Annotated in this window: 17 protein-coding genes; 10 read left to right on the top strand and 7 right to left on the bottom strand. The window is 72.1% G+C overall.

The genetic code is table 11. The features are described from left to right. Positions 1-368 precede the first annotated feature (368 nt). Positions 369-770 carry a hypothetical protein gene (locus tag CXR44_RS24100; RefSeq protein ID WP_101788353.1) on the top strand — a complete coding sequence of 134 codons (402 nt, stop codon included), beginning with the start codon at positions 369-371 and terminating at the stop codon, positions 768-770. A 182-nt stretch (positions 771-952) separates the two neighbouring features. After that, positions 953-1087 (top strand): hypothetical protein, encoded by a 135-nt coding sequence (locus CXR44_RS41750; protein WP_281260295.1) that lies wholly within the window; start codon positions 953-955, stop codon positions 1085-1087. A 27-nt stretch (positions 1088-1114) separates the two neighbouring features. Here the strand turns inward: CXR44_RS41750 and CXR44_RS24090 are convergent, their stop codons facing one another. Then, positions 1115-1678: a hypothetical protein gene (locus CXR44_RS24090; RefSeq protein WP_101788351.1), complete on the bottom strand. Its 564-nt coding sequence runs from the start codon at positions 1676-1678 to the stop codon at positions 1115-1117. Positions 1679-1809: 131 nt separating this feature from the next. On the opposite strand from CXR44_RS24090, the gene CXR44_RS24085 reads away from it, so the two are divergent. The 3 genes from CXR44_RS24085 to CXR44_RS24075 are packed head-to-tail and all read left to right on the top strand — an operon-like array spanning position 1810 to position 4464. Next, positions 1810-2418, top strand: a complete 609-nt coding sequence (locus CXR44_RS24085; protein ID WP_219601966.1) for a DUF1989 domain-containing protein — start codon at positions 1810-1812, stop codon at positions 2416-2418. 31 nt (positions 2419-2449) lie between these two features. After that, the gene (locus tag CXR44_RS24080) at positions 2450-3577 is read left to right on the top strand and encodes an oxidoreductase (protein WP_101788349.1); all 1128 of its coding nucleotides are present in this window, start codon (positions 2450-2452) and stop codon (positions 3575-3577) included. A 20-nt stretch (positions 3578-3597) separates the two neighbouring features. After that, positions 3598-4464 carry a polysaccharide deacetylase family protein gene (locus tag CXR44_RS24075; protein WP_101788348.1) on the top strand — a complete coding sequence of 289 codons (867 nt, stop codon included), beginning with the start codon at positions 3598-3600 and terminating at the stop codon, positions 4462-4464. Between the two features lie 14 nt (positions 4465-4478). On the opposite strand, the gene CXR44_RS24070 is transcribed toward CXR44_RS24075, so the two are convergent. Beyond that, positions 4479-6032, bottom strand: coding sequence for a PucR family transcriptional regulator (locus CXR44_RS24070; protein ID WP_101788347.1), 1554 nt, complete (start codon positions 6030-6032; stop codon positions 4479-4481). Positions 6033-6138: 106 nt separating this feature from the next. On the opposite strand from CXR44_RS24070, the gene CXR44_RS24065 reads away from it, so the two are divergent. Next, the gene (locus CXR44_RS24065) at positions 6139-7617 is read left to right on the top strand and encodes a purine-cytosine permease family protein (RefSeq protein ID WP_101788346.1); all 1479 of its coding nucleotides are present in this window, start codon (positions 6139-6141) and stop codon (positions 7615-7617) included. A 120-nt stretch (positions 7618-7737) separates the two neighbouring features. Here the strand turns inward: CXR44_RS24065 and CXR44_RS24060 are convergent, their stop codons facing one another. Continuing rightward, entirely contained in the window at positions 7738-9072 is a 1335-nt protein-coding gene (locus CXR44_RS24060) for an ABC1 kinase family protein (protein ID WP_101788345.1), read from the bottom strand. A 99-nt stretch (positions 9073-9171) separates the two neighbouring features. Next, complete coding sequence (locus CXR44_RS24055; protein WP_101788344.1) at positions 9172-10554, bottom strand: ThiF family adenylyltransferase; 1383 nt, start codon at positions 10552-10554, stop codon at positions 9172-9174. Between the two features lie 545 nt (positions 10555-11099). Between CXR44_RS24055 and CXR44_RS24050 the strand changes: the two genes are divergently transcribed. Further along, complete coding sequence (locus CXR44_RS24050; protein WP_219601965.1) at positions 11100-11615, top strand: M48 metallopeptidase family protein; 516 nt, start codon at positions 11100-11102, stop codon at positions 11613-11615. Here the strand turns inward: CXR44_RS24050 and CXR44_RS39610 are convergent. Genes CXR44_RS39610 through CXR44_RS24030 form a run of 3 tightly spaced genes read right to left on the bottom strand, consistent with a single transcriptional unit; the run spans position 11504 to position 15073 of the window. After that, positions 11504-13216 carry an endonuclease/exonuclease/phosphatase family protein gene (locus tag CXR44_RS39610; protein ID WP_180903670.1) on the bottom strand — a complete coding sequence of 571 codons (1713 nt, stop codon included), beginning with the start codon at positions 13214-13216 and terminating at the stop codon, positions 11504-11506. The genes CXR44_RS24050 and CXR44_RS39610 overlap by 112 nt on opposite strands. A 28-nt stretch (positions 13217-13244) precedes the next feature. Further along, on the bottom strand, positions 13245-13805 hold the full coding sequence (locus CXR44_RS24035) for an NUDIX hydrolase (protein ID WP_101788342.1): 561 nt from the start codon (positions 13803-13805) through the stop codon (positions 13245-13247). Further along, a complete protein-coding gene (locus tag CXR44_RS24030; protein WP_245899369.1) occupies positions 13802-15073 on the bottom strand; it encodes a zinc-dependent metalloprotease in 1272 nt (423 codons plus the stop codon). Before CXR44_RS24030 ends, CXR44_RS24035 begins: the two co-directional genes overlap by 4 nt. A 79-nt stretch (positions 15074-15152) precedes the next feature. On the opposite strand from CXR44_RS24030, the gene CXR44_RS24025 reads away from it, so the two are divergent. Genes CXR44_RS24025 through CXR44_RS24015 form a run of 3 tightly spaced genes read left to right on the top strand, consistent with a single transcriptional unit; the run spans position 15153 to position 17729 of the window. Then, positions 15153-16226, top strand: a complete 1074-nt coding sequence (locus CXR44_RS24025) for an NAD-dependent epimerase/dehydratase family protein (RefSeq protein ID WP_101788399.1) — start codon at positions 15153-15155, stop codon at positions 16224-16226. 23 nt (positions 16227-16249) lie between these two features. Next, on the top strand, positions 16250-16675 hold the full coding sequence (locus CXR44_RS24020; protein WP_101788340.1) for a molybdenum cofactor biosynthesis protein MoaE: 426 nt from the start codon (positions 16250-16252) through the stop codon (positions 16673-16675). Between the two features lie 10 nt (positions 16676-16685). Next, positions 16686-17729, top strand: a complete 1044-nt coding sequence (locus tag CXR44_RS24015; RefSeq protein WP_101788339.1) for a YlbL family protein — start codon at positions 16686-16688, stop codon at positions 17727-17729. Positions 17730-17800 lie beyond the last annotated feature (71 nt).

Raw genomic sequence — 17800 nt, 5'->3', positions numbered from 1 at the left:
CCGTGTCAAATTGACTCGAACCGGATCGACTTCCAAGAATCGAACTCCGCCCCGTCTCCGGGGCAACCCGTCTAACTTACCAACCCGCCGGAGCGAATGCGAATCGCTCAGTCAGGCTCGAAAGAGAAGGATTGTGCCGGGCATCTCCGAGACCCTGTGGCCTCCGGCCGCCCTGCAGCAGCAACTCTAGCAGTCCTGGGAGGCTGCTTTGAGCCACACGGGTAATCAGGAGGTTCTTCCCTGCTCACGTGTTCCCCAAACCTGGCGCTCCCACCTGGGCCGACAGCAAGCCGACAGCAAGCCGTCCGCAATCGCTCCCGGGTACCACGTAGGTACGCAGCAGTCTGCGTACCTCGGAGGTGTCCGCAATGTCCCGCTCGGAGTTCGACGACATCCGTGCTTTCCTCAGCGACGAGACGACTCACGCTGCCGACCTGCTGCGCGTCGCCCGCACTCTGATCGACGACCTGGAGCAGGCGCGCATGCGAGAGGCCATGCTGAGCACCTACTACCTGCGCCTGCTCACCGCCGCCCGCGCGTCGGTGGCGGCGGAGGCCGACGGGGCTCCGGATCCGCTGGCCTTCGTCAAGCACGAGCTCGGTGAGCACGGTCAGCTTCCGGGCGACGGCGAGACCGTCAGCCGCATCCTGGCCGACGCGCGCACGGCCGCGGCGCTGCTCGCCTGCCTGGAGCAGGGTTCGTCCGCCGGCCGGGCCAGGGGCCTACGGCTGCGCCGATGCGTCGGGACGGGCCGCAGGCTCTCCCACTGAGACCCTCTGCGGCCCGGTTGAGGTCCGTTGCGGTCCACTGCGCCGTTCCGCCGGAAAGTCACGGACGGTGACCTGATGACAACTCTGCTCATACCCCGCCTTGGAGCGCCAGGTGCGAGACTCCGCGTATGTGGCAGCGGGGGTTGAACTGGGCGGCAATCGTCCTTGTAGGCGTATTCGGCGTGATGTGGCTGGGCATCGTGATGTACGCGGACGGGGCCACTCCCCTCTGGCTGCGGGCCGGGGAGACGGTGTTCGGCGTCTTCCTGACCGGCTGGGCCGTGCGGAAGACGGCCGTGATGTTCGGCAAGGCCTGAGCCCCGAGTTCGGCCGGGTCCACGGGATCAGTCGTAGTCGATCGTCCAGTGGTGCCAGGGGCCGAAGAGGTGGACCGAGGTGGTGACGTCGAGGTCTCCGGTGTCGCCGTGCGGCAGGAAGGCGTACCCCTCCTCCAGGAGGATGCCGCCGCCGTCCGCCAGGGTGAAGCGGGCGCCGCCGGCCAGCCGCTTCGGGTCTCGGACGGTGAAGGGGCCGATGCGCCGTTCGCCGCCGGAGACCGTACCCGCGCTGATCGACCGGGCATAGGCGGCGAGTTCGGCCTCGTGGACGACGAATCCGGCGTACCTCGGGATGCCGGCCACGATGAGGGAGATCGTGGCGATCACCGCGAGCGGCGGCACGACGACGACGGCCGTCAGCCGTCGCGGCGCCACGGCGACCACCGTGCCCAGCCAGACCGTCGCGATGACGAGCCACCCGCCCAGGAGCACACCGCCGGACAACAGCCATCCGGAGCCCGGAGCCACTGCCCAGTTGAGCGCCAGCACGCTCCACACGCCGGTGAGGAGGATCACGCCCCACCTCGCGAGAGCGAAGGGTTCGTCCCGGGCGGCGCGATGCGACTCCATGAGGCGAACGTAGAAGAGCCCGCACGAACACGCGCTGATCTTGGAGATATATCCAGTCAAACCGATACTGACTAGTTGATCGTCCATAGGCGCGGGGGCATTCGCGATGGTTGTCTGACGCCATGACATCCATGACCACGGAGAGGCGCACGGTCGTCCCCGCTCGCGAAGGCCGTGCCGTGCGCGTGGCCGCCGGGCAGCGGGTGAGCGTCGTCGATCTGGAGGGCGGCCAGGTGGGTGACGTCTTCGCGTTCGTCGCCGACGACGCCGCGACCACGACGGAGCACCTGAGCGCCGCCCACACCCGCGGCGCCACGGACCGGCTCTTCCCCTCGGTGGGGCAGCGGTTCGTGACCGACCGCCGGCGGCCGATCCTCACCCTGCTCTCCGACACCTCCCCCGGCTGGCACGACATGCTGATCCCGGCCTGCGACCCGGCACGGTACGCCGCGCTGGGCGCCGAGGGCTTCCACGCCTCGTGCGCGGACAACCTCCACCGGGCACTCGCCGACATGGGCCTGTCCGTCCCGTTCACCCCGCAGCCGGTGAACGTGTTCATGCGCATCCCCGTGGAGGGGGACGGGATGCTCCGCTGGCTGCCCGCGGCCAGCCGGCCGGGGGACGCGATCACGTTCCGGGCGGAGACGGACTGCGTGGTCGTCGTGTCCGCCTGCCCGCAGGACCTCGTGGACATCAACAGCGGCGACCCGACCCCGCTCGCGATCGACGTCCTGGCCTGACCTGCACCATGAATGCGAGGAGCGAACTCCCATGACCCACGACATCACCGCCCACCCCGCCCTGCGGCCCGAGCGCCTCGGGCGGCTCACGCTGGCCAACCGATTCGCGGTCGCGCCCATGACCCGCATCTCGGCCATGCCCGACGGCACCCCCTCCGCCGAGATGACCGACTACTACGCCGCCTACGCCCGCGGCGGCTTCGGCCTGCTGATCACCGAGGGCACGTACACCGACACCCTCTACAGCCAGGGCTACCTCAACCAGCCGGGCATCGTGTCCGACGGGCACGTGGCGGGCTGGCGGCGGATCACCGAGCAGGTGCACTCCGCCGGGTCGCGGATCGTCCTGCAGCTGATGCACGCCGGCGCCCTGTCCCAGGGCAACCGCTACCGCGACGACACGGTGGGCCCGTCGGCCGTTCCTCCGCTCGGGGTGAAGATGCCCGAGTACGGCGGCAGCGGAGGGTGGCCGACGCCTCGGGCCATGACCCTGGCCGACATCGAGACGGCCGTGGACGGTTTCGTGCGGTCGGCGGTGCGGGCTCGGGAGGCGGGCTTCGACGGTGTCGAGGTGCACGGCGCCAACGGCTACCTGGTGGACCAGTTCCTCACCGACTACACCAACCTGCGCGAGGACTCCTACGGAGGCCCCGTGGCGAGCCGGGTCCGCCTGGCCGCCGAGGTGGTGGCCGCCATCCGGGCCGAGCTGGGCGCGGACTTCTGCGTCGGCATCCGGCTCTCGCAGACCAAGGTGAACGACTTCGTCCACCGGTGGCCGGGCGGCGCCCACGACGCGAAGGTCATCTTCGCGGCCCTGGCCGAGGCCGGCGCGAGCTACCTGCACATCGCCAGCGAGGGACGCGACTGGATCGAGACCGCGCGCCTCGACGGCGGCGTCACGATCACCGGCCTGGCCCGCCAGGTGACCGGCCTTCCCGTCATCGCGAACGGCGGCATGCACGACCTCGGCCAGGCCGCGCAGGTGCTGTCGGACGGCCACGCCGACCTGGTGTCCGTGGGACGGGGCGCGCTGGCCAACCCCGACCTGCCCCGCCGGCTGGCCCAGGGGCTGCCGCTGGAGGAGTTCGACCATATGATGCTGCAGCCCATGGCCACACTGGGCAACGCCCGCCGGTGGCGGCAGGCGGCGCGGGTCTGAGCCGGAAGGCAGGTGGCGGTATGACCGACAACTGGCACCATGGTGCCGCGGCCGTCGTGACGCTGACGTTCGACGTCGACGCGGAGACGCCGATCCTCGCCCAGGGCCGCCACTACGCCCGGCACGCGAGCACCATGTCGCACCAGGCGTACGGGCCGGAGGTGGGACTGCCGCGCATCCTCGCGATGCTGGACGACCTCGGCGTCCCGGCCACGTTCTTCGTGCCGGGCTGGGTGGCCGAGCGGCGGCCCGGCCTGGCCGCGTCGATCGTCGAGCGCGGGCACGAGGTGGCCCACCACTCCTACAGTCACCGCCCGCCCACGTCGATGACCCCGGAGGAGGAACGCGCGGACTTCGAGCGCGCCCTGGCCGTCTTCGCCGGCCAGGGCATCGAGATCTCGGGGCACCGGGCGGCGCTGTGGGAGGCGTCGTGGCAGACGGCTGACCTGGTCGCCGAGCACGGCCTGCGCTACGACTCCTCGCTGATGGGCGACGACCGTCCCTACCGGGTCGCGACGCGGTCGGGCGACATCGTCGAGCTGCCCGTCCACTGGTCGCTCGACGACTGGGAGCAGTACGCCTACCTGCCGGAACCGCACATCGGCTCGGTCATCGAGTCACCGGCGAAAGTGCTGGAGCTGTGGCGGTCCGAGCTGGACGGGATGCGCCGCTACAGGTGCCTGTTCAACCTGTGCGCGCATCCCTTCCTGTCGGGCCGCCCCGGGCGGGCCGAGGCGTTGCGCCGGTTCGTCGAGTACGCGCTCGAGTGCGGGGACGTCCGGTTCGCCCGGTGCCGGGACGTGGCCGGGGACGCCGCCGCCGATGCCGCCCTGCCGACCCGCAGTCCGCAGCCCCCCGACGCCGACCCGGAGGTCTACCCCGTCTGACGGCCGGTGGCGGGTCAGGTCATGGCGTCGATGGCCAGCGCGAGGAACAGGTCCACCCGGTCCTCGGTGCGGCTGACGTCCCGGCCGGTCAGCTCGGCCGCCTTGGCGAGCCGGTTGCGCAGGGTGTTGACGTGGATGTGCAGGGCGGCGGCCGTCGTCGCCCACTGCCCGTCGTGATCGAGGAAGGCACGCAGCGTCGGCTCGAGGTCGCCGCCGCGCCGGGCGTCGTGCTCGCGCAGGGGCCCCAGCAGATCGCGGGAGAACGCGCGCAGGGTGTCCGGGTCGACGAGCCCGAGCAGGAGCCGGTGCGTGCCCAGCTCGGCGAAGCCGCGTACGGCTGGCCCGGTGCGGGTGCGGCGCAGGACCCGGCAGGCCTCCCGTGACTGCATGAGAGGGCGGCGCAGCTCGCCCGAGTGCGGGGCCAGCCCGCCGAGCCCGACGACGGGACGCCGTCCGGGAAACCGCTTGTCCACGGCCTTGACCAGCCGTTCCGCCAGCACGGACAGTTCCGGCTGCGGCCGGCGCCAGTTGAGCACGGTGACGACGTCCTGGGTGCCGCCCGCCACGACGGCGAGCACCCCCTCGGCGGCGAGGAAGTCGCCGATCACCTGGGCGAGCCCGTGGGGCGTGGCCGCCTCCTCCGCGGCGAGGGCGATCGAGCACACCGCCAGCGGCTGCTCCGGGTCCACGCCGAACGTCCGCAGCCGCCCGGCCACCTCCGCCGCGCGTCCGCCGGACAGCACCATCTCCAGCAGCTCGCCGGCGAACCGCATCTCGATGGCCTGGACGGCCTGTTGCTTGGCCACCTCCAGGCTGAGGAACCTGGCGGCCTGTTCCAACGCCTCGTGCTCGGCCGGGGTCAGGCCGGACAGCGGGCGCAGGCAGATGAGCGCCGCGTCGATGTCGCCCACCGCGCCCACGGGGTACAGGGCCGCCAGGCTTGTGCCCAGGTCGAGCTCCAGCGCCGGAGGGTGCCGGGCGATTCCGGCCGCCACGGTCCGCAGCTGCCCGTCGTCGAGCCGTGCGCCCGTCGTCGCGAGCAGCCGGCCCATCCGGTCGACCACCGCGAGCGGCAGGTCGTGGTCCTTCGTCAGCACGCGCAGCACCCCGGACGCGCCGGCTCCGCGGGAGATCGCCGTGGCGAGCGCGTCGCCGCGGCGCACCATGCCGATGAGGTCGTGCTGGCGCTGCTCGGCGTAGAGCGAGGAGACCGAGTGGGAGATCGCGGTGAAGGGCACCGCCTGCGCGATCTCCAGCAGGGGCAGCTCGGCCTCCGTGCAGGCCCGGACGAGGTCCGGCGGCGTGCGCGGCGTCTCCCGCCGCAGGCCGAACACGATTCCCGCGGCCCTGGCGCGTTTCACGTTCGCGACGAACTCGGCGGCCGTCACCTGGGCGGTCCACAGCCCGTTGGTCAGGACGAGCTCCTTCTCCCTGACGTACGCCGAGGGGTCGGGCAGCTCGGTGTTGTGCACCCAGGCCACCGGCTCGTCCAGCGCGCCCGGGCTGCCGGGCACCAGGACGCGAAGCTGCAGCGAGGTGTCGGCCACCAGGGCGTTGAGGGTGAACATGGTGTGAATCTAGACATGCTGCAGCGGAATCGCTAGATGTATCTCCACTCTCCATCGGGGTCGGGCCGGTGTTTTCGTGGTGCCCATCACCACACGAGGAGGCGACATGTCACCCACCCCAACCACCGTCCCGGCCGGAGACTCGGAGGCCGTGCGGTTCGACGACCACGGCATCGAACCCATCCCGGCGGCGGCGCGTGACTCCACCCCGTGGCAGCAGTTCTGGATCTGGGCGGGTGCCAACATCGCGCCGATCAACTGGGTGCTCGGCGCCCTCGGCGTCACCCTCGGCCTCAGCGTCCTGGAGACCATCACCGTCATCGCCCTCGGCAATCTCGTCGGATGCGCCGTGTTCGGCCTGTTCAACCTGATGGGGCACCGTACCGGCGTCAACCAGATGGTCCTCGGCCGGGCCGCCTTCGGCCGCCGGGGCGCGATCGTCCCCGGCATCGTCCAGGGCCTGCTCACGATGGGGTGGGTCGGGGTCAACACCTGGGTCGTGCTGGACCTGGTGCTGGCGATCCTCGCGCAGATGGGCGTCCACGGCGGGCTCGGGCTGAAGTACCTGGTGGCCGGGCTCATCATGGCCGTGCAGCTGGTCCTGGCCCTTTACGGCTTCTACGCCATCCGCACGTTCGAGAAGTACACCGTCCCGGCCACCGTGCTGCTCATGGCCGTGATGACGGTGCTCGCGGTGTCGCAGACCGGCACGGACTGGACGACCGCCACCGCGCTGACGCCCGGCTCGAAGTTCACCGCCGTCACCCAGTTGCTCACCGCGATCGGCATCGGCTGGGGGATCAGCTGGCTGCCCTACTCCGCCGACTACAGCCGTTTCATCCGCGTCGGCACCCCCGGCAGGTCGGTGTTCTGGTCCACCGCGCTCGGCATGTACGTGCCGACCGTGTGGCTCGCCGCCCTGGGCGCGTACCTGGCCGGCGCCGGTGGGCCGGACGACCCGTCGAGCCTGGTGACCGGGCTGTTCGGGGTGATGGCCGTCCCCGTCCTGCTGCTGATCATGCATGGGCCGGTCGCCACGAACATCCTGAACCTCTACTCCTGCTCGCTCGCCGCCCTGTCCGTGGGCATCCGGATCGCCCGGTGGAAGCTGACCCTGATCGCCGGGGTGGTGGCGTCGGTGGTGCTGGCCGTGTTCGTCCAGGCCGACAGCTTCGCCCAGGCCTTCGACCACTGGATGGTGTCGATCCTGGTGTGGATCAGCCCGTGGGCGAGCATCGTGCTGGTCGACTTCTTCGTGCTCCGGAGGGGGCGGGTGCATCTGCCGTCCCTGTACGACGACGGCGCCTCGCCGTACGGCCCGGTGAACCGCCGTGCGCTGGTGGCGCTGGGCGCGGGGCTGGTGGCGGCGTGGAGCTGGCAGTTCGGCATGGTGCCCGCGACGCAGGGGCCCATCGCCCGGGCCCTGAACGGCACCGACTTCTCGTGGCTGTCGGGGAGCCTGGTGGCGGGCGGGCTGTACTACCTGCTCTCCCGCCGGGCCGCCCGTCGCGCCTCGGGCGGCGAGGTCCGTACGGGTGCGGAAGAGGTGCGTGCCACGGCCGGGGGCGGCGAACCCGTCCGGTGAACCCCGCGGCGGCGAACCCGTCCGGTGAACCCCGCGGCACGCGCCTCCGGTCCGCCACCTGCCGTGTGACTGGCACCCACCCCGCCGCGGAGCAGCCGGGACAGGCGGGGTGGGGGCCGGTCAGCCGATGGGGAGGGGCTCGTCGTCGGGATCGTCGGCGAATCCGGGGACCCAGCGGATCGCCTCGTCACGGAACCGGGCCGTGGCGTTGAGCTGGCAGAGGACGCCGACGCCCGCGGCGTGCACGCGGTGGATCAGCACGTAGGAGGTGGGCAGGTTGAGCTGGCGCACCACGTTGGTGGGACGCAGGTCGGTGACGCTGGACACCTGGGCCTGGAGCCACTCGCGGCTGAAGGTGAACTCCTCCACGGCCGTGGGCTCGACGTACGGGGCCAGGAAGGCGCGCAGGGCGTCGTGGTCGACCTCGATGCCGGGGCGGATGAAGCCCTCCTGCCGCAGGCCGGTCACGACGGTCTCCATGTCGCCCTGGTTGAAGATGCGGGTGAGCTGGCCGAACGCCTTGGGATAGCCCTCGGGAAGCCGGTTGACGGCGCCGAAGTCGAGGATGCCCAGCTTGCCGTTGTCGAGCATGCGGAAGTTGCCCGGGTGGGGGTCGGCGTGCAGCATGCCGACCCGCGCCGGGGAGCAGAAGAGAAAGCGGACGAACAGCAGGCCCATCCGGTCTCGTTGGTCCTTGGTGCCGCCGGTGATGACCCGGGACAGCGGGGTGCCGTCCATCCACTCGGTGACCAGCACCATCTCGTTGGCGGCGATCACGTCGGGCACGTGGAAGTCGGGGTCGTCCATGAACTCGCGGGCGAAGGCGTGCTGGGCCTCCGCCTCGCGGAAGTAGTCGAGCTCCTCGGCGACGCGCTCACGCAGCTCGGCGAGGACGGCCTTGATGTCGAGGCCGGGCAGAAGCACGCCGAACATCTTGCCGAGCCTGGCGAGCTGGGCGAAGTCGCCGAGCAGCGCCTTGCCCGCCCCCGGATACTGGATCTTGACGGCGACGTCCCTGCCGTCGTGCCAGACGGCTCGGTGGACCTGGCCGATGGAGGCGGCCGCGGTGGGGCGGTCGTCGAAGGAGATGAAGTTCTCCCGCCAGTCGTCACCCAGCTGCTCGGCCAGCACCCGGTGCACGGTGGTGGCCGGCATCGGGGGCGCCGCCTCCTGCAGCCTGGTCAGCGTCGCACGGTAGGGGCCGACGATCTCCGCGGGCAGCCCCGCCTCGAAGATCGACAGTGCCTGGCCGAGCTTCATGGCGCCGCCCTTGAGCTCGCCGAGCACCTTGAAGATCTGGTCGGCCGTGCGCTGCTGGATCTCCAGAGCGACCGTCTCCGCGGGCTTGCCCCCGATCCGCTTGCCCAGCCCCAGAGCTGCACGACCGGCGAACCCGAGCGGAAGGGTGGCCAGCTTTGCCGAGCGCGTGACGGCGCGACGTGGAAGATCGCTCACACTGTTGCGCGACCTCTCATCGAGAAGCCGCTCCCCCTTTCGTGGTCGTCACCGGATCAGGTCTGATCGCCGGCGGGCGACACGAACCATTCTTAGCGATTAAGGATTGTTTCGCATACAACGACATTCGGGATGAGGGTGCCAAGGGCTCCTTTCCCAGCCCCAGTCAGGCGTGACGTCGAATGTGCTGTTGGTCACAGCGGGCTCGTGGCCGTCCAGACAGGCAAGAGCGTGCCCCACCGCGGTGGCGGCCACCAGCGTCGCGAGGGTGGCGTCACAGGCGATCTCACCGGGCGGGTAGCCCCCGAGCAGGGCGGTGACGACAGGCCAGGCCGGATCGCCGTCACGCCTGGTCAGATCGAGGCAATGGAGGCAGGCCGTGCGGCCGGGCAGGACGAGGGGGCCGACCGATCCGTGCCCCTCGAAGGCCGAGGCGAGCAGGTGGGGGATGCCGAGCTCCATCAGCTCGTTGACGAGCACGCGGTCAAGGGGGCCGACCGGGGCGAGGACGACGAGGTCGGGGCGGTGCGTGCCGTCGCCGAGGTGGGGGGCGCCTGCGATCACGCGTACGGACGGGGTGCCCGGAGGCGCGGGAGGTGACACGACCGGGCCCGTCCCCCGGCCACCCTCCCGCCGTCGCGGTGCCGTGCTCCTCACCGCCTGCTTCGTCTGCTCCTCTTGCTGCCATTGTTCCCCTTGCTCCGCGTGCTCCACGTGCTCCGCTTGCTCCGCACACTCCCTGTTTCCAGCGTGCTTCTCGTCCGGCGCGATCCGGGCCGGAGCGGCTCCGGCAGGCTGTGCGGCTCCGGCAGGCAGTGCGGCACGGGCGGGTGGCGTGCGCGCCGGGGGCCGGGGTGCGGGCGCGGGCTTCGGCGCGGGGCCGGGTGGGGGGTCGCCGGAGGTGAGTCTGCGGGCAGCCGTAGCCGCGCCCTCCTGTCTCGTCAGGCCGATCTCCTGCCAGGTCAGGCCCCCGGGCGTGAGGTCGCGGGGACGGACCGGGGCGGGATCGACCACCCGGATCTCCCCCACGCCGCATGACGCCAGGAGCGTGACGATCTGGGCGCCCACCCGGGCGGCTCCATAGACGCGCACCCTCGCCTGCATCCGCTGCCGCAGGGCCGCCAGCCCTCCGGTGGGGCCGGTGGCGGCGAGGTCGAGCGCGTCGATGTCGGGCTCCAGCCGGTCGTGCTCGGCCAGCGAGAGCCCCGGCAGGATCCGCGGGGTGGCCGTGACGTCGTGGACCGCTCCCCTGGCGGTGAGCCCGTCGAGCAGGGCCGTGGCCCTGGCCTCCTCCAGCCCGGCGGCGGCCGCCGCGCGCAGCACCTGGCGCAGGTCTCTGCTGCCGTCGAGCCCGCCGATCCACTGCCGGACGGGATCGGTGAGTCCGGTCAGCAGGACCGCCCTGGCGGGGTGGACGCCGAGTTGCAGGGTGTGCTCGTCGCGGAGGATCCGTCGCAGCGCGGGGGTGACACGTGGCCTCATGCGCGCCAGGCTCGCACGCGGGGCCAGGTGCAGGTGCGGGTTCGGGCGGCGCTGTGGACAACCGGTCGAGGGCGCGGGCGGGCCTGTGGACAGGGCGACGGAGCGGGTGCCGGGCAGGGCCCCGTTTCCGTCCGGAGGCGGGTGTCGGACAGGGCCCCGTTCCCGTCCGGAGGCGGGTGTCGGACAGGGCCCCGTTCCCGTCCGGAGGCGGGTGTCGGGCAGGGCCTCGTTCCCGTCCGGAGGCGGCCTCGCCCGTAAAAGGTTGGTCAATAATTCGGCGCGGATAGCGGCCCTATTGCCGGAACCTCGGCGCCGCCGTGGATATCGCCGGAGAACCCCGACAATCGCCGTCCGCAGCGCGAACCCGCGCCGCCTCCGAGGACGCCGGCCGCGACGTCCGCCGGCGCGTCCGCCCACATGATCAACGGTCCGGCCGCGCATCGGGAAAGGCGCATGCCCAAATTCACCCCGTCTTAATCATCTGACCAGCAGAAACAACCTCCTTACCTCTGTGGAAATCCGCGAGGGTCGGCTAACGTGCATATGTGCCCCCCGAGACAGTCGAGGTCCGTCGCAGTTCTCGTCGCCGGCGTACGGTCTCCGCCTACCGCGACGGCGACAAGACCATCGTGCTCCTGCCCGCCTGGCTCAGCGGCGAAGACGCGGACGAATGGGTGAGCCGGATGCTCGACCGGCTGGCCGCCAAGGAGAGCCGGCGGCGGCCGACGGACGAGGGCCTGCTCGAACGCGCGAGGGAGCTGTCGGCGAAGTTCCTCGACGGCAGGGCGGTGCCGGCGAGCGTGCGCTGGGTCGACAACCAGCAGCACCGGTGGGGCTCGTGCACTCCGGACAACGCCACCATCCGGATCTCGACCCGGCTCAAGGGCCTACCCGAATGGGTGATCAACTACGTCATCATCCACGAGCTGGTGCATCTGCTGGTGCCGAGTCACGGACCGGAGTTCTGGGCGCTCGTGGAGCAGTATCCGAAGGCCGAGCGGGCACGCGGATTCCTGGAGGGCTTCTCGGCCGCCGCCCACACCGCGCCGGAGGAGTGTTGACGCGCGCCGCGGCGGTCCTCGTACGGCACAGCATGGCGGCGGCGGCCCCTGACGGCGTCGAGCCGCGCACCTGGCTGGAGGCGGTGGCCGAGGACACCTACGAGGTCGTCGCCGGGTTGGACCTCGTGACGCCCCTCCTGGTGACCAGCGTCGCGGGCCTCGACAAGATCGTCTGGCCGGGCACGGAGGTCGTCGCCATCGACGAGGACGAGCCACTGGCGAGCGTCGTCCGGCGGCTCAAGGGCGAGCAGGCCGTCGTGGTGAGCGGCGACGCCCCTGACCTGCCGCCGTTGCTGGTCGGCAAGCTGTTCCGGGAGCTGGGCCGGGCCGAGATCAGCGTGTGCCCGGACGAGCGGGGCGGGGCCGTGGCCCTGGCCTGCCGGCTGCCGATGCCCGGGTGGGCGGAGCCTGACCTCGACGCGCCCGATCCGGTGGCCGACCTGCGCGCGCAGGCGCCGGGCAGGCGGATGGTGGCCACGGTGCCCGGCTGGCACCGCCTGCGCGGCAGGGACGACCTCGGCCTGCTCGACCCCGGTCTGGAGGGATGGGACAGCACCCGCGCCCTGCTCGGCTGAACGCGAGCGCAGGACACCGCACCGGCGCCGGGCAGGGGTCAGGGCACGGTCAGTTCGGCGAACACCGCCCGGTGGTCGGTGCCCGGCACGGTGTGCACGCTCACGTCCCTGACGCCCACCCGCCGGTCCACCAGCACGTGGTCGATCGTGATGATCGGCGGCAGCCACCGGTTGGCCGGCCAGGTCGGGATGAGCGGCGCCCACCTGGTCGGCCGCGTCCTTGTAGCCGCGCGCCAGCACCCGGCGCAGCGGCACGTGGTCGAGCGTGGCGTTGAAGTCGCCGGCCAGGATGCGCACGGTGTCGGCGGACGCCGGCGGCAGGGTGTCCAGCGCCTGCTGCCAGGCGGCGACGGCAGGCCCCACCGGCGGGTGCGGGTGCACGTCCACGATCTCGACGGGCCCGCCGGGCAGCGCCAGCCGGGCTGCCGGCATGTTGCGCCCGGACTGCGGGACGACGCCGGTCAACGGCTGGAGGGGGTGCTTGGCGTACAGGCCGCTGCCGGAGGCGTCCGGCTCGGGCTCCAGCAGCCGGTGCGGCATCAGGGTCTTCAGCCCCAGCGCGTCGAGCACGCCGACGGCGCCGAAGGTGAGCTCCTGGGTGCTCAGCACGTCGGGGTCGAGGCGGCGTACCAGCTCCACGACCTGGTAGGCGTCGGCCTTGCCGACCAGCAGGTTGATCGTCAGCACCCGGAGCGGCCGGCCTCCGGCGGCGTCGGCCGTGCCGAGCACCCGGGGCAGCACGCCGAAGCCGAGCGCGGCCGTGGTGAGCAGCGCGATCGCCGCCGCCACCCGCCTGCGGCCGAGCGTGGCGATCAGCAGCGGGATCAGGGAGCCCGCTGCCGCGTACGGCGTGGCGGCCATGAGCTGCGTGGGGATCGAGCCGCGTTCGAGCCCCGCCACCCGGGCCACCGCCCAGACCGCGAAGGGAGTGACGGCCGTCCAGGTCAGCGCCGCCCCGGCGCGCCCGCCGCGGCGTACGGGGGTCACGATGGTGCCGCCGACGGGGCTCTCGGCCGAGACGCTCACGTGCCTCCCTGGGGAACGGTACGGAGCCCTAGCCAGGGGCGTGTGAACCTGACATGAGCGCTTGCCTGCCTCGCGCGGCCAGGCGGCGGGTGGCCTCGTCGGACGGCTCGGGCACCTCGTCCACGGGGAACCAGCGCAGGTCGAGCGACTCGTCGCTGATCACGGCCTCGGCGCCGGCGGGCGCCACGGCGGCGTACTCGACGTCGAGGTGCCAGCTGTGCGGCGGGTGGCACCAGACCTGGTGGCGGTCGAGCGCCAGCGGCCCGGGCAGCAGCTCCAGTCCGGCTATCCCCGACTCCTCGGTGGCCTCGCGCAACGCGACGGCGGCGAGGGAGGAGTCGGCGGGCTCGCAGTGCCCGCCCATCGGCAGCCACATGCCGGCCTTGGGGTGCAGCGTGAGCAGCACCCGCGTGCCGTCGTGCGACAGCACGGCCGTGGTCGCCGTCAGGTGGCCGGGGACGCACTCGCGCAGCATCGCGTCGTCGTGCGCGCGCAGGTGGTCGAGGAACTCGGCGCGCAGCAGCTCCTCCTGCGCGGTGGGCGCCGTCCACCGGGACAGTACGGCCACCGCGTCGCGGTGCAGGCTCAACTCTTGTCGCCCTCGTCGTCCTGCCCCGGGGTGCCGGGCTCGGCGTCGAGCTGTGAGATGTCCCACGTCGAGTCGCCGCGGACGAACGCGTCGGGGTCGTCGAGGTCGTCCGCCGTCGGCATGAGGTCGGGGTGGCCCCACAGCGCGTCGCGCCCGTCGACGCCGCGCGCGTCCTTGACGCTCTGCCAGAGGGCGGCCGCCTCGCGCAGCCTGCGTGGCCGCAGCTCCAGGCCGACGAGCGTGCCGAAGGTCAGCTCGGCGGGGCCGCCCGTCGCGCGGCGGCGGCGCACGGTCTCGGCCAGGGCGCCCGCGGACGGCAGCTTGCCGTCGGCCGCCTGGCCGACGACGGTGGCCACCCAGCCCTCGACCAGCGCGAGCGTCGTCTCCAGGCGGGCCAGGGCGGCCTTCTGCCGCTCGGTCTCCTCGGGCTTGAGCAGGGCTCCGCCGCTGAGCGCCTCCTGGATCGCCTGGGGGTTGCTGATGTCGAGCCCGCGGATCTGCTCCTCCAGGGCGGAGGTGTCGACCGTGATGCCGCGGGCGTACTCCTCGACGGCGCCGAGCAGGTGGGAGCGCAGCCACGGCACGTGCTGGAACAGCCGGTGGTGGGCGGCCTCGCGCAGCGCGAGGTAGAGACGGATCTCGTCGGCGGGCAGCTCCAGCCCCTGGCTGAAGGAGGCGATGCCGCCGGGCAGCAGCGCCGCCGTGCCGGACAGGGGCAGGCCGATGTCGGTGGTGCCGATCACCTCGCGGGCGAGTGAGCCGAGGGCCTGGCCGATCTGCTGGCCGACCATCATGCCGCCCATCTGCTTGAGCATGCCCATGAGCGGCCCGGCCATCTGCTGCGCCTCGGCAGGCAGGCCGGCGCCGCCGAGCGCGCCGCCCATGGTGTCGACCATGCGCTGGGCGATCGGCTCGCACAGCGTGCGCCACACGGGCACCGTGTTCTCGATCCACTCGGACCGGCTCCACGCCTGGGGTGTGGCGACGCCGCTGGGCAGCGCGGTGGCCTCGTCGAGCCACAGGTCGGCCAGGCGCAGCGCCTCGACGATCTGGCGGCGCTCACCCTCCATGACGCTGGGGTCGCCCTCGGCGACGACGGCGTGCCGGGCGATGTTCTTGGCCATGTCCCAGTTGACAGGGCCGGAGCCCTGCGGAGCCGACAGCATGTCGGCGAACTGGCGCATCGCCTGAGCCATCTGCTCGGGGTTGCCGAACATGGCGAACGGGTTTTCGTTGGGGTCGTTTTCGCGACCTGGCAGGTCAGTCACCGCGTTACCTCGTGCAGGATGGAGGAGTCCACATCCGCCACGTTAGTCGTCCCACGGCGGATCAGTGCAAAGTGAGGACCTGGTGCCTACCTCGAAACGCCCGCGCCAACCTGTTGTCGCCGTCACGGGCGCGGCCTCGGGCCTCGGCCGCGCGTTGCTCGCAAGGCTCGTAACCTCCGCGGATTTCCGCAGAGTGGTGGCCATTGACGAGGAACGCGGCGACGTCCAGGAGGCCACCTGGAGAGTGATCGACGTTCGCGATCCGCTCTTGGCGAACCGGATCTCCGACATCGACGTCGTGGTTCACCTGGCGGGTGACTACGCGGTCGACTCCGACCCGCGCGAGCGCCGGGCGTACAACCTGAGAGCCGCGCAGACGGTCCTGACCGCCAGCGCCGCGGCGCGGGTGCGCCGGGTGGTGCTCCTCACGAGCGCGATGGTGTACGGCGCCGCGGCGGAGAACGAGGTGCCGCTGCCGGAGGACGCCCCCGTGGCGGCCGAGCCGGACACCGGCGTGGTGGGCGACCATCTGGAGATCGAGGCGTTGGCGCGCCGGTCGCTGCGCAGCCATCCGGGACTGGAGGTGACCGTGCTGCGCCCGGCCGCCGTCGTGGGACCGGGCGTCGACACGGTGATCACCCGCCACTTCGAGTCGCCGCGGCTGCTGACGGTCAAGGGGTGCTCGCCGCGCTGGCAGTTCTGCCACGTCGACGACCTGCTGTCGGCGCTGGAGCTGGCCGCGCGGGGCGTGGTCGGCGGCGTGGTCGCGGTGGGCTGCGACGGCTGGCTGGAGCAGGAGCAGGTCGAGGAGATGTCGGGGCTGCGGCGCTTCGAGCTGCCCGCCGGGCTGACGTTCGGCACGGCGCAGCGCCTGCACCGGCTGGGCATCACGCCGGCGCCGGCGACCGACCTGCACTACGTCGTGTATCCGTGGGTGGTCGACTGCACGAGCCTGCGCGAGGCGGGCTGGAAGCCCGCCTGGACCAACGAGGCGGCGTTCGGGCAGCTCCTGGAGCTGCGGGAGAAGGCGACGACCGTGGTCGGCAGGCGCCTGCCGGTCAAGGAGGCCACGCTGACCGCCGCGGGCGCGACCGTCGCCGTCATCGGCACGGCCGCGATCGTGCGTCAGGTACGCCGCAAGCGCCGCCAGTGACAGCGACTCGGTAGGCTCTGGTCGTGGACGTCATCCGGCTGCTCGGCATACGTGACACTCCGCTGTCCGTGGAGGAGGTGCTGTCCGCCGTCGGCGATCACGCCGCGGGCGGCACCGCGATCTTCGTGGGCACCGTGCGCGAGCAGGACCACGGCAAGCCCGTGACCAGGCTCTCCTACTCCGCGCACCCCTCGGCGACCGACGAGCTGCGCCGGGTGGCCGAGAAGGTGGCGGCGGGCTTCCCCGTGACCGGGCTGGCGGCCGTGCACCGGGTTGGTGACCTGGAGCTGGGCGACATCGCGGTGATCGTCGCGGTGGCCTGCCCGCACCGTGACGAGGCGTTCAGGGCCTCCCGCACGCTGATCGACGATCTCAAGGCCGAGGTGCCGATCTGGAAGCACCAGGTGTTCGCCGACGGGTCGTCCGAGTGGGTCGGCGCCTGCGCCTAAGCTCGTTCCCATGTCACGACGCGCCTTGACCCTGCTGGTTGCGAGCTTCCTCGTGCTCTCGCTCGGCATCGTCGGCGCGCTGATGAAGGTGCCGTACGTGGTGCTCAGTCCCGGCCCGACGGAGAACACGCTCGGCCAGGTCGACAAGAAGCCCGTGATCACCATCTCCGGCCGGCAGACCTTTCCGACGAGCGGCGCGCTGAGCCTGGTGACGGTCGCCTACCAGGGCGGGCCGAGCAGCCGCATCGACCTGCTGACCGCGCTGCGCGGCTGGATCGATCCCGACATCGCGGTGGTGCCCGAGGAGACGATCTTCCCCGACACCCGGTCGCAGAAGGAGGTCGAGGAGGAGAACACGGTCGAGATGACCAACTCCCAGGACTTCGCGACCGCCGCCGCGCTGTCCGAGCTGAAGATCCCCTACCGGACCGTGGTGTCGGTGGTGTCCACCGAGACCGGCCGGCCCGCCCACGGCAAGCTGCTGAAGGGCGACGAGGTCACCGCGGTCGACGGCAGGCCGGCCGGCGACGTCGACAGCGTCGCCGCCGCCGTCAAGGCGGTCAAGCCGGGCACGAGCCTCACGTTCAGCGTGACCAGGGGCAAGCAGCAGCTCGAGGTCGCCGTCCCGACGGTGGCGGGCAAGGAGGGCACGTCGGTCGTGGGCATGGCCATGCAGGCGTCCTACAAGTTCCCGTTCGACGTCGACATCAACGTCGGCGACGTGGGCGGGCCGAGCGCCGGGCTGATCTTCTCGCTCGGCATCCTCGACAAGCTCACCCCCGGCGAGCTGACCGGCGGCATGAAGATCGCCGGCACCGGCACGATCGATCCCTCCGGCGCCGTCGGCCCGATCGGCGGCATCGCCCAGAAGATGGTGGGCGCGCGCAAGTCCGGCGCCACCGTGTTCCTGACCCCGGCCGACAACTGCGCCGAGGCCCTGAGGTCGGCCCCGGCGGGGCTGCGCCTCGTCAGGGCCGAGACGCTGCACGAGACCGTGGCCGCGCTCGACGCGCTGCGCACCGGCAAGGGCCGCGTGCCGTCCTGCACGAGCTGACCGCGGCCCGGAACCCGCCCCGGCCGTCGTACGTTAGTCGTAGGGCTGGCACAGCGGTGTAGGTTGCCAGA

Origin of the sequence: Nonomuraea indica, from assembly GCF_002850745.1 — a bacterium.
GTDB classification, from domain to species: domain Bacteria; phylum Actinomycetota; class Actinomycetes; order Streptosporangiales; family Streptosporangiaceae; genus Nonomuraea; species Nonomuraea indica.
This window is presented reverse-complemented; position numbering and strand designations above follow the sequence as displayed.

Bases quoted from the DNA above. Each gene is read 5' to 3' on its own strand.
- CXR44_RS24100 (WP_101788353.1), top strand. From the start codon at position 369: ATGTCCCGCTCGGAGTTCGACGACATCCGTGCTTTCCTCAGCGACGAG.
- CXR44_RS24090 (WP_101788351.1), bottom strand. From the start codon at position 1,678: ATGGAGTCGCATCGCGCCGCCCGGGACGAACCCTTCGCTCTCGCGAGG.
- CXR44_RS24085 (WP_219601966.1), top strand. From the start codon at position 1,810: ATGACCACGGAGAGGCGCACGGTCGTCCCCGCTCGCGAAGGCCGTGCC.
- CXR44_RS24080 (WP_101788349.1), top strand. From the start codon at position 2,450: ATGACCCACGACATCACCGCCCACCCCGCCCTGCGGCCCGAGCGCCTC.
- CXR44_RS24075 (WP_101788348.1), top strand. From the start codon at position 3,598: ATGACCGACAACTGGCACCATGGTGCCGCGGCCGTCGTGACGCTGACG.
- CXR44_RS24070 (WP_101788347.1), bottom strand. From the start codon at position 6,032: ATGTTCACCCTCAACGCCCTGGTGGCCGACACCTCGCTGCAGCTTCGC.
- CXR44_RS24065 (WP_101788346.1), top strand. From the start codon at position 6,139: ATGTCACCCACCCCAACCACCGTCCCGGCCGGAGACTCGGAGGCCGTG.
- CXR44_RS24055 (WP_101788344.1), bottom strand. From the start codon at position 10,554: ATGAGGCCACGTGTCACCCCCGCGCTGCGACGGATCCTCCGCGACGAG.
- CXR44_RS24015 (WP_101788339.1), top strand. From the start codon at position 16,686: ATGTCACGACGCGCCTTGACCCTGCTGGTTGCGAGCTTCCTCGTGCTC.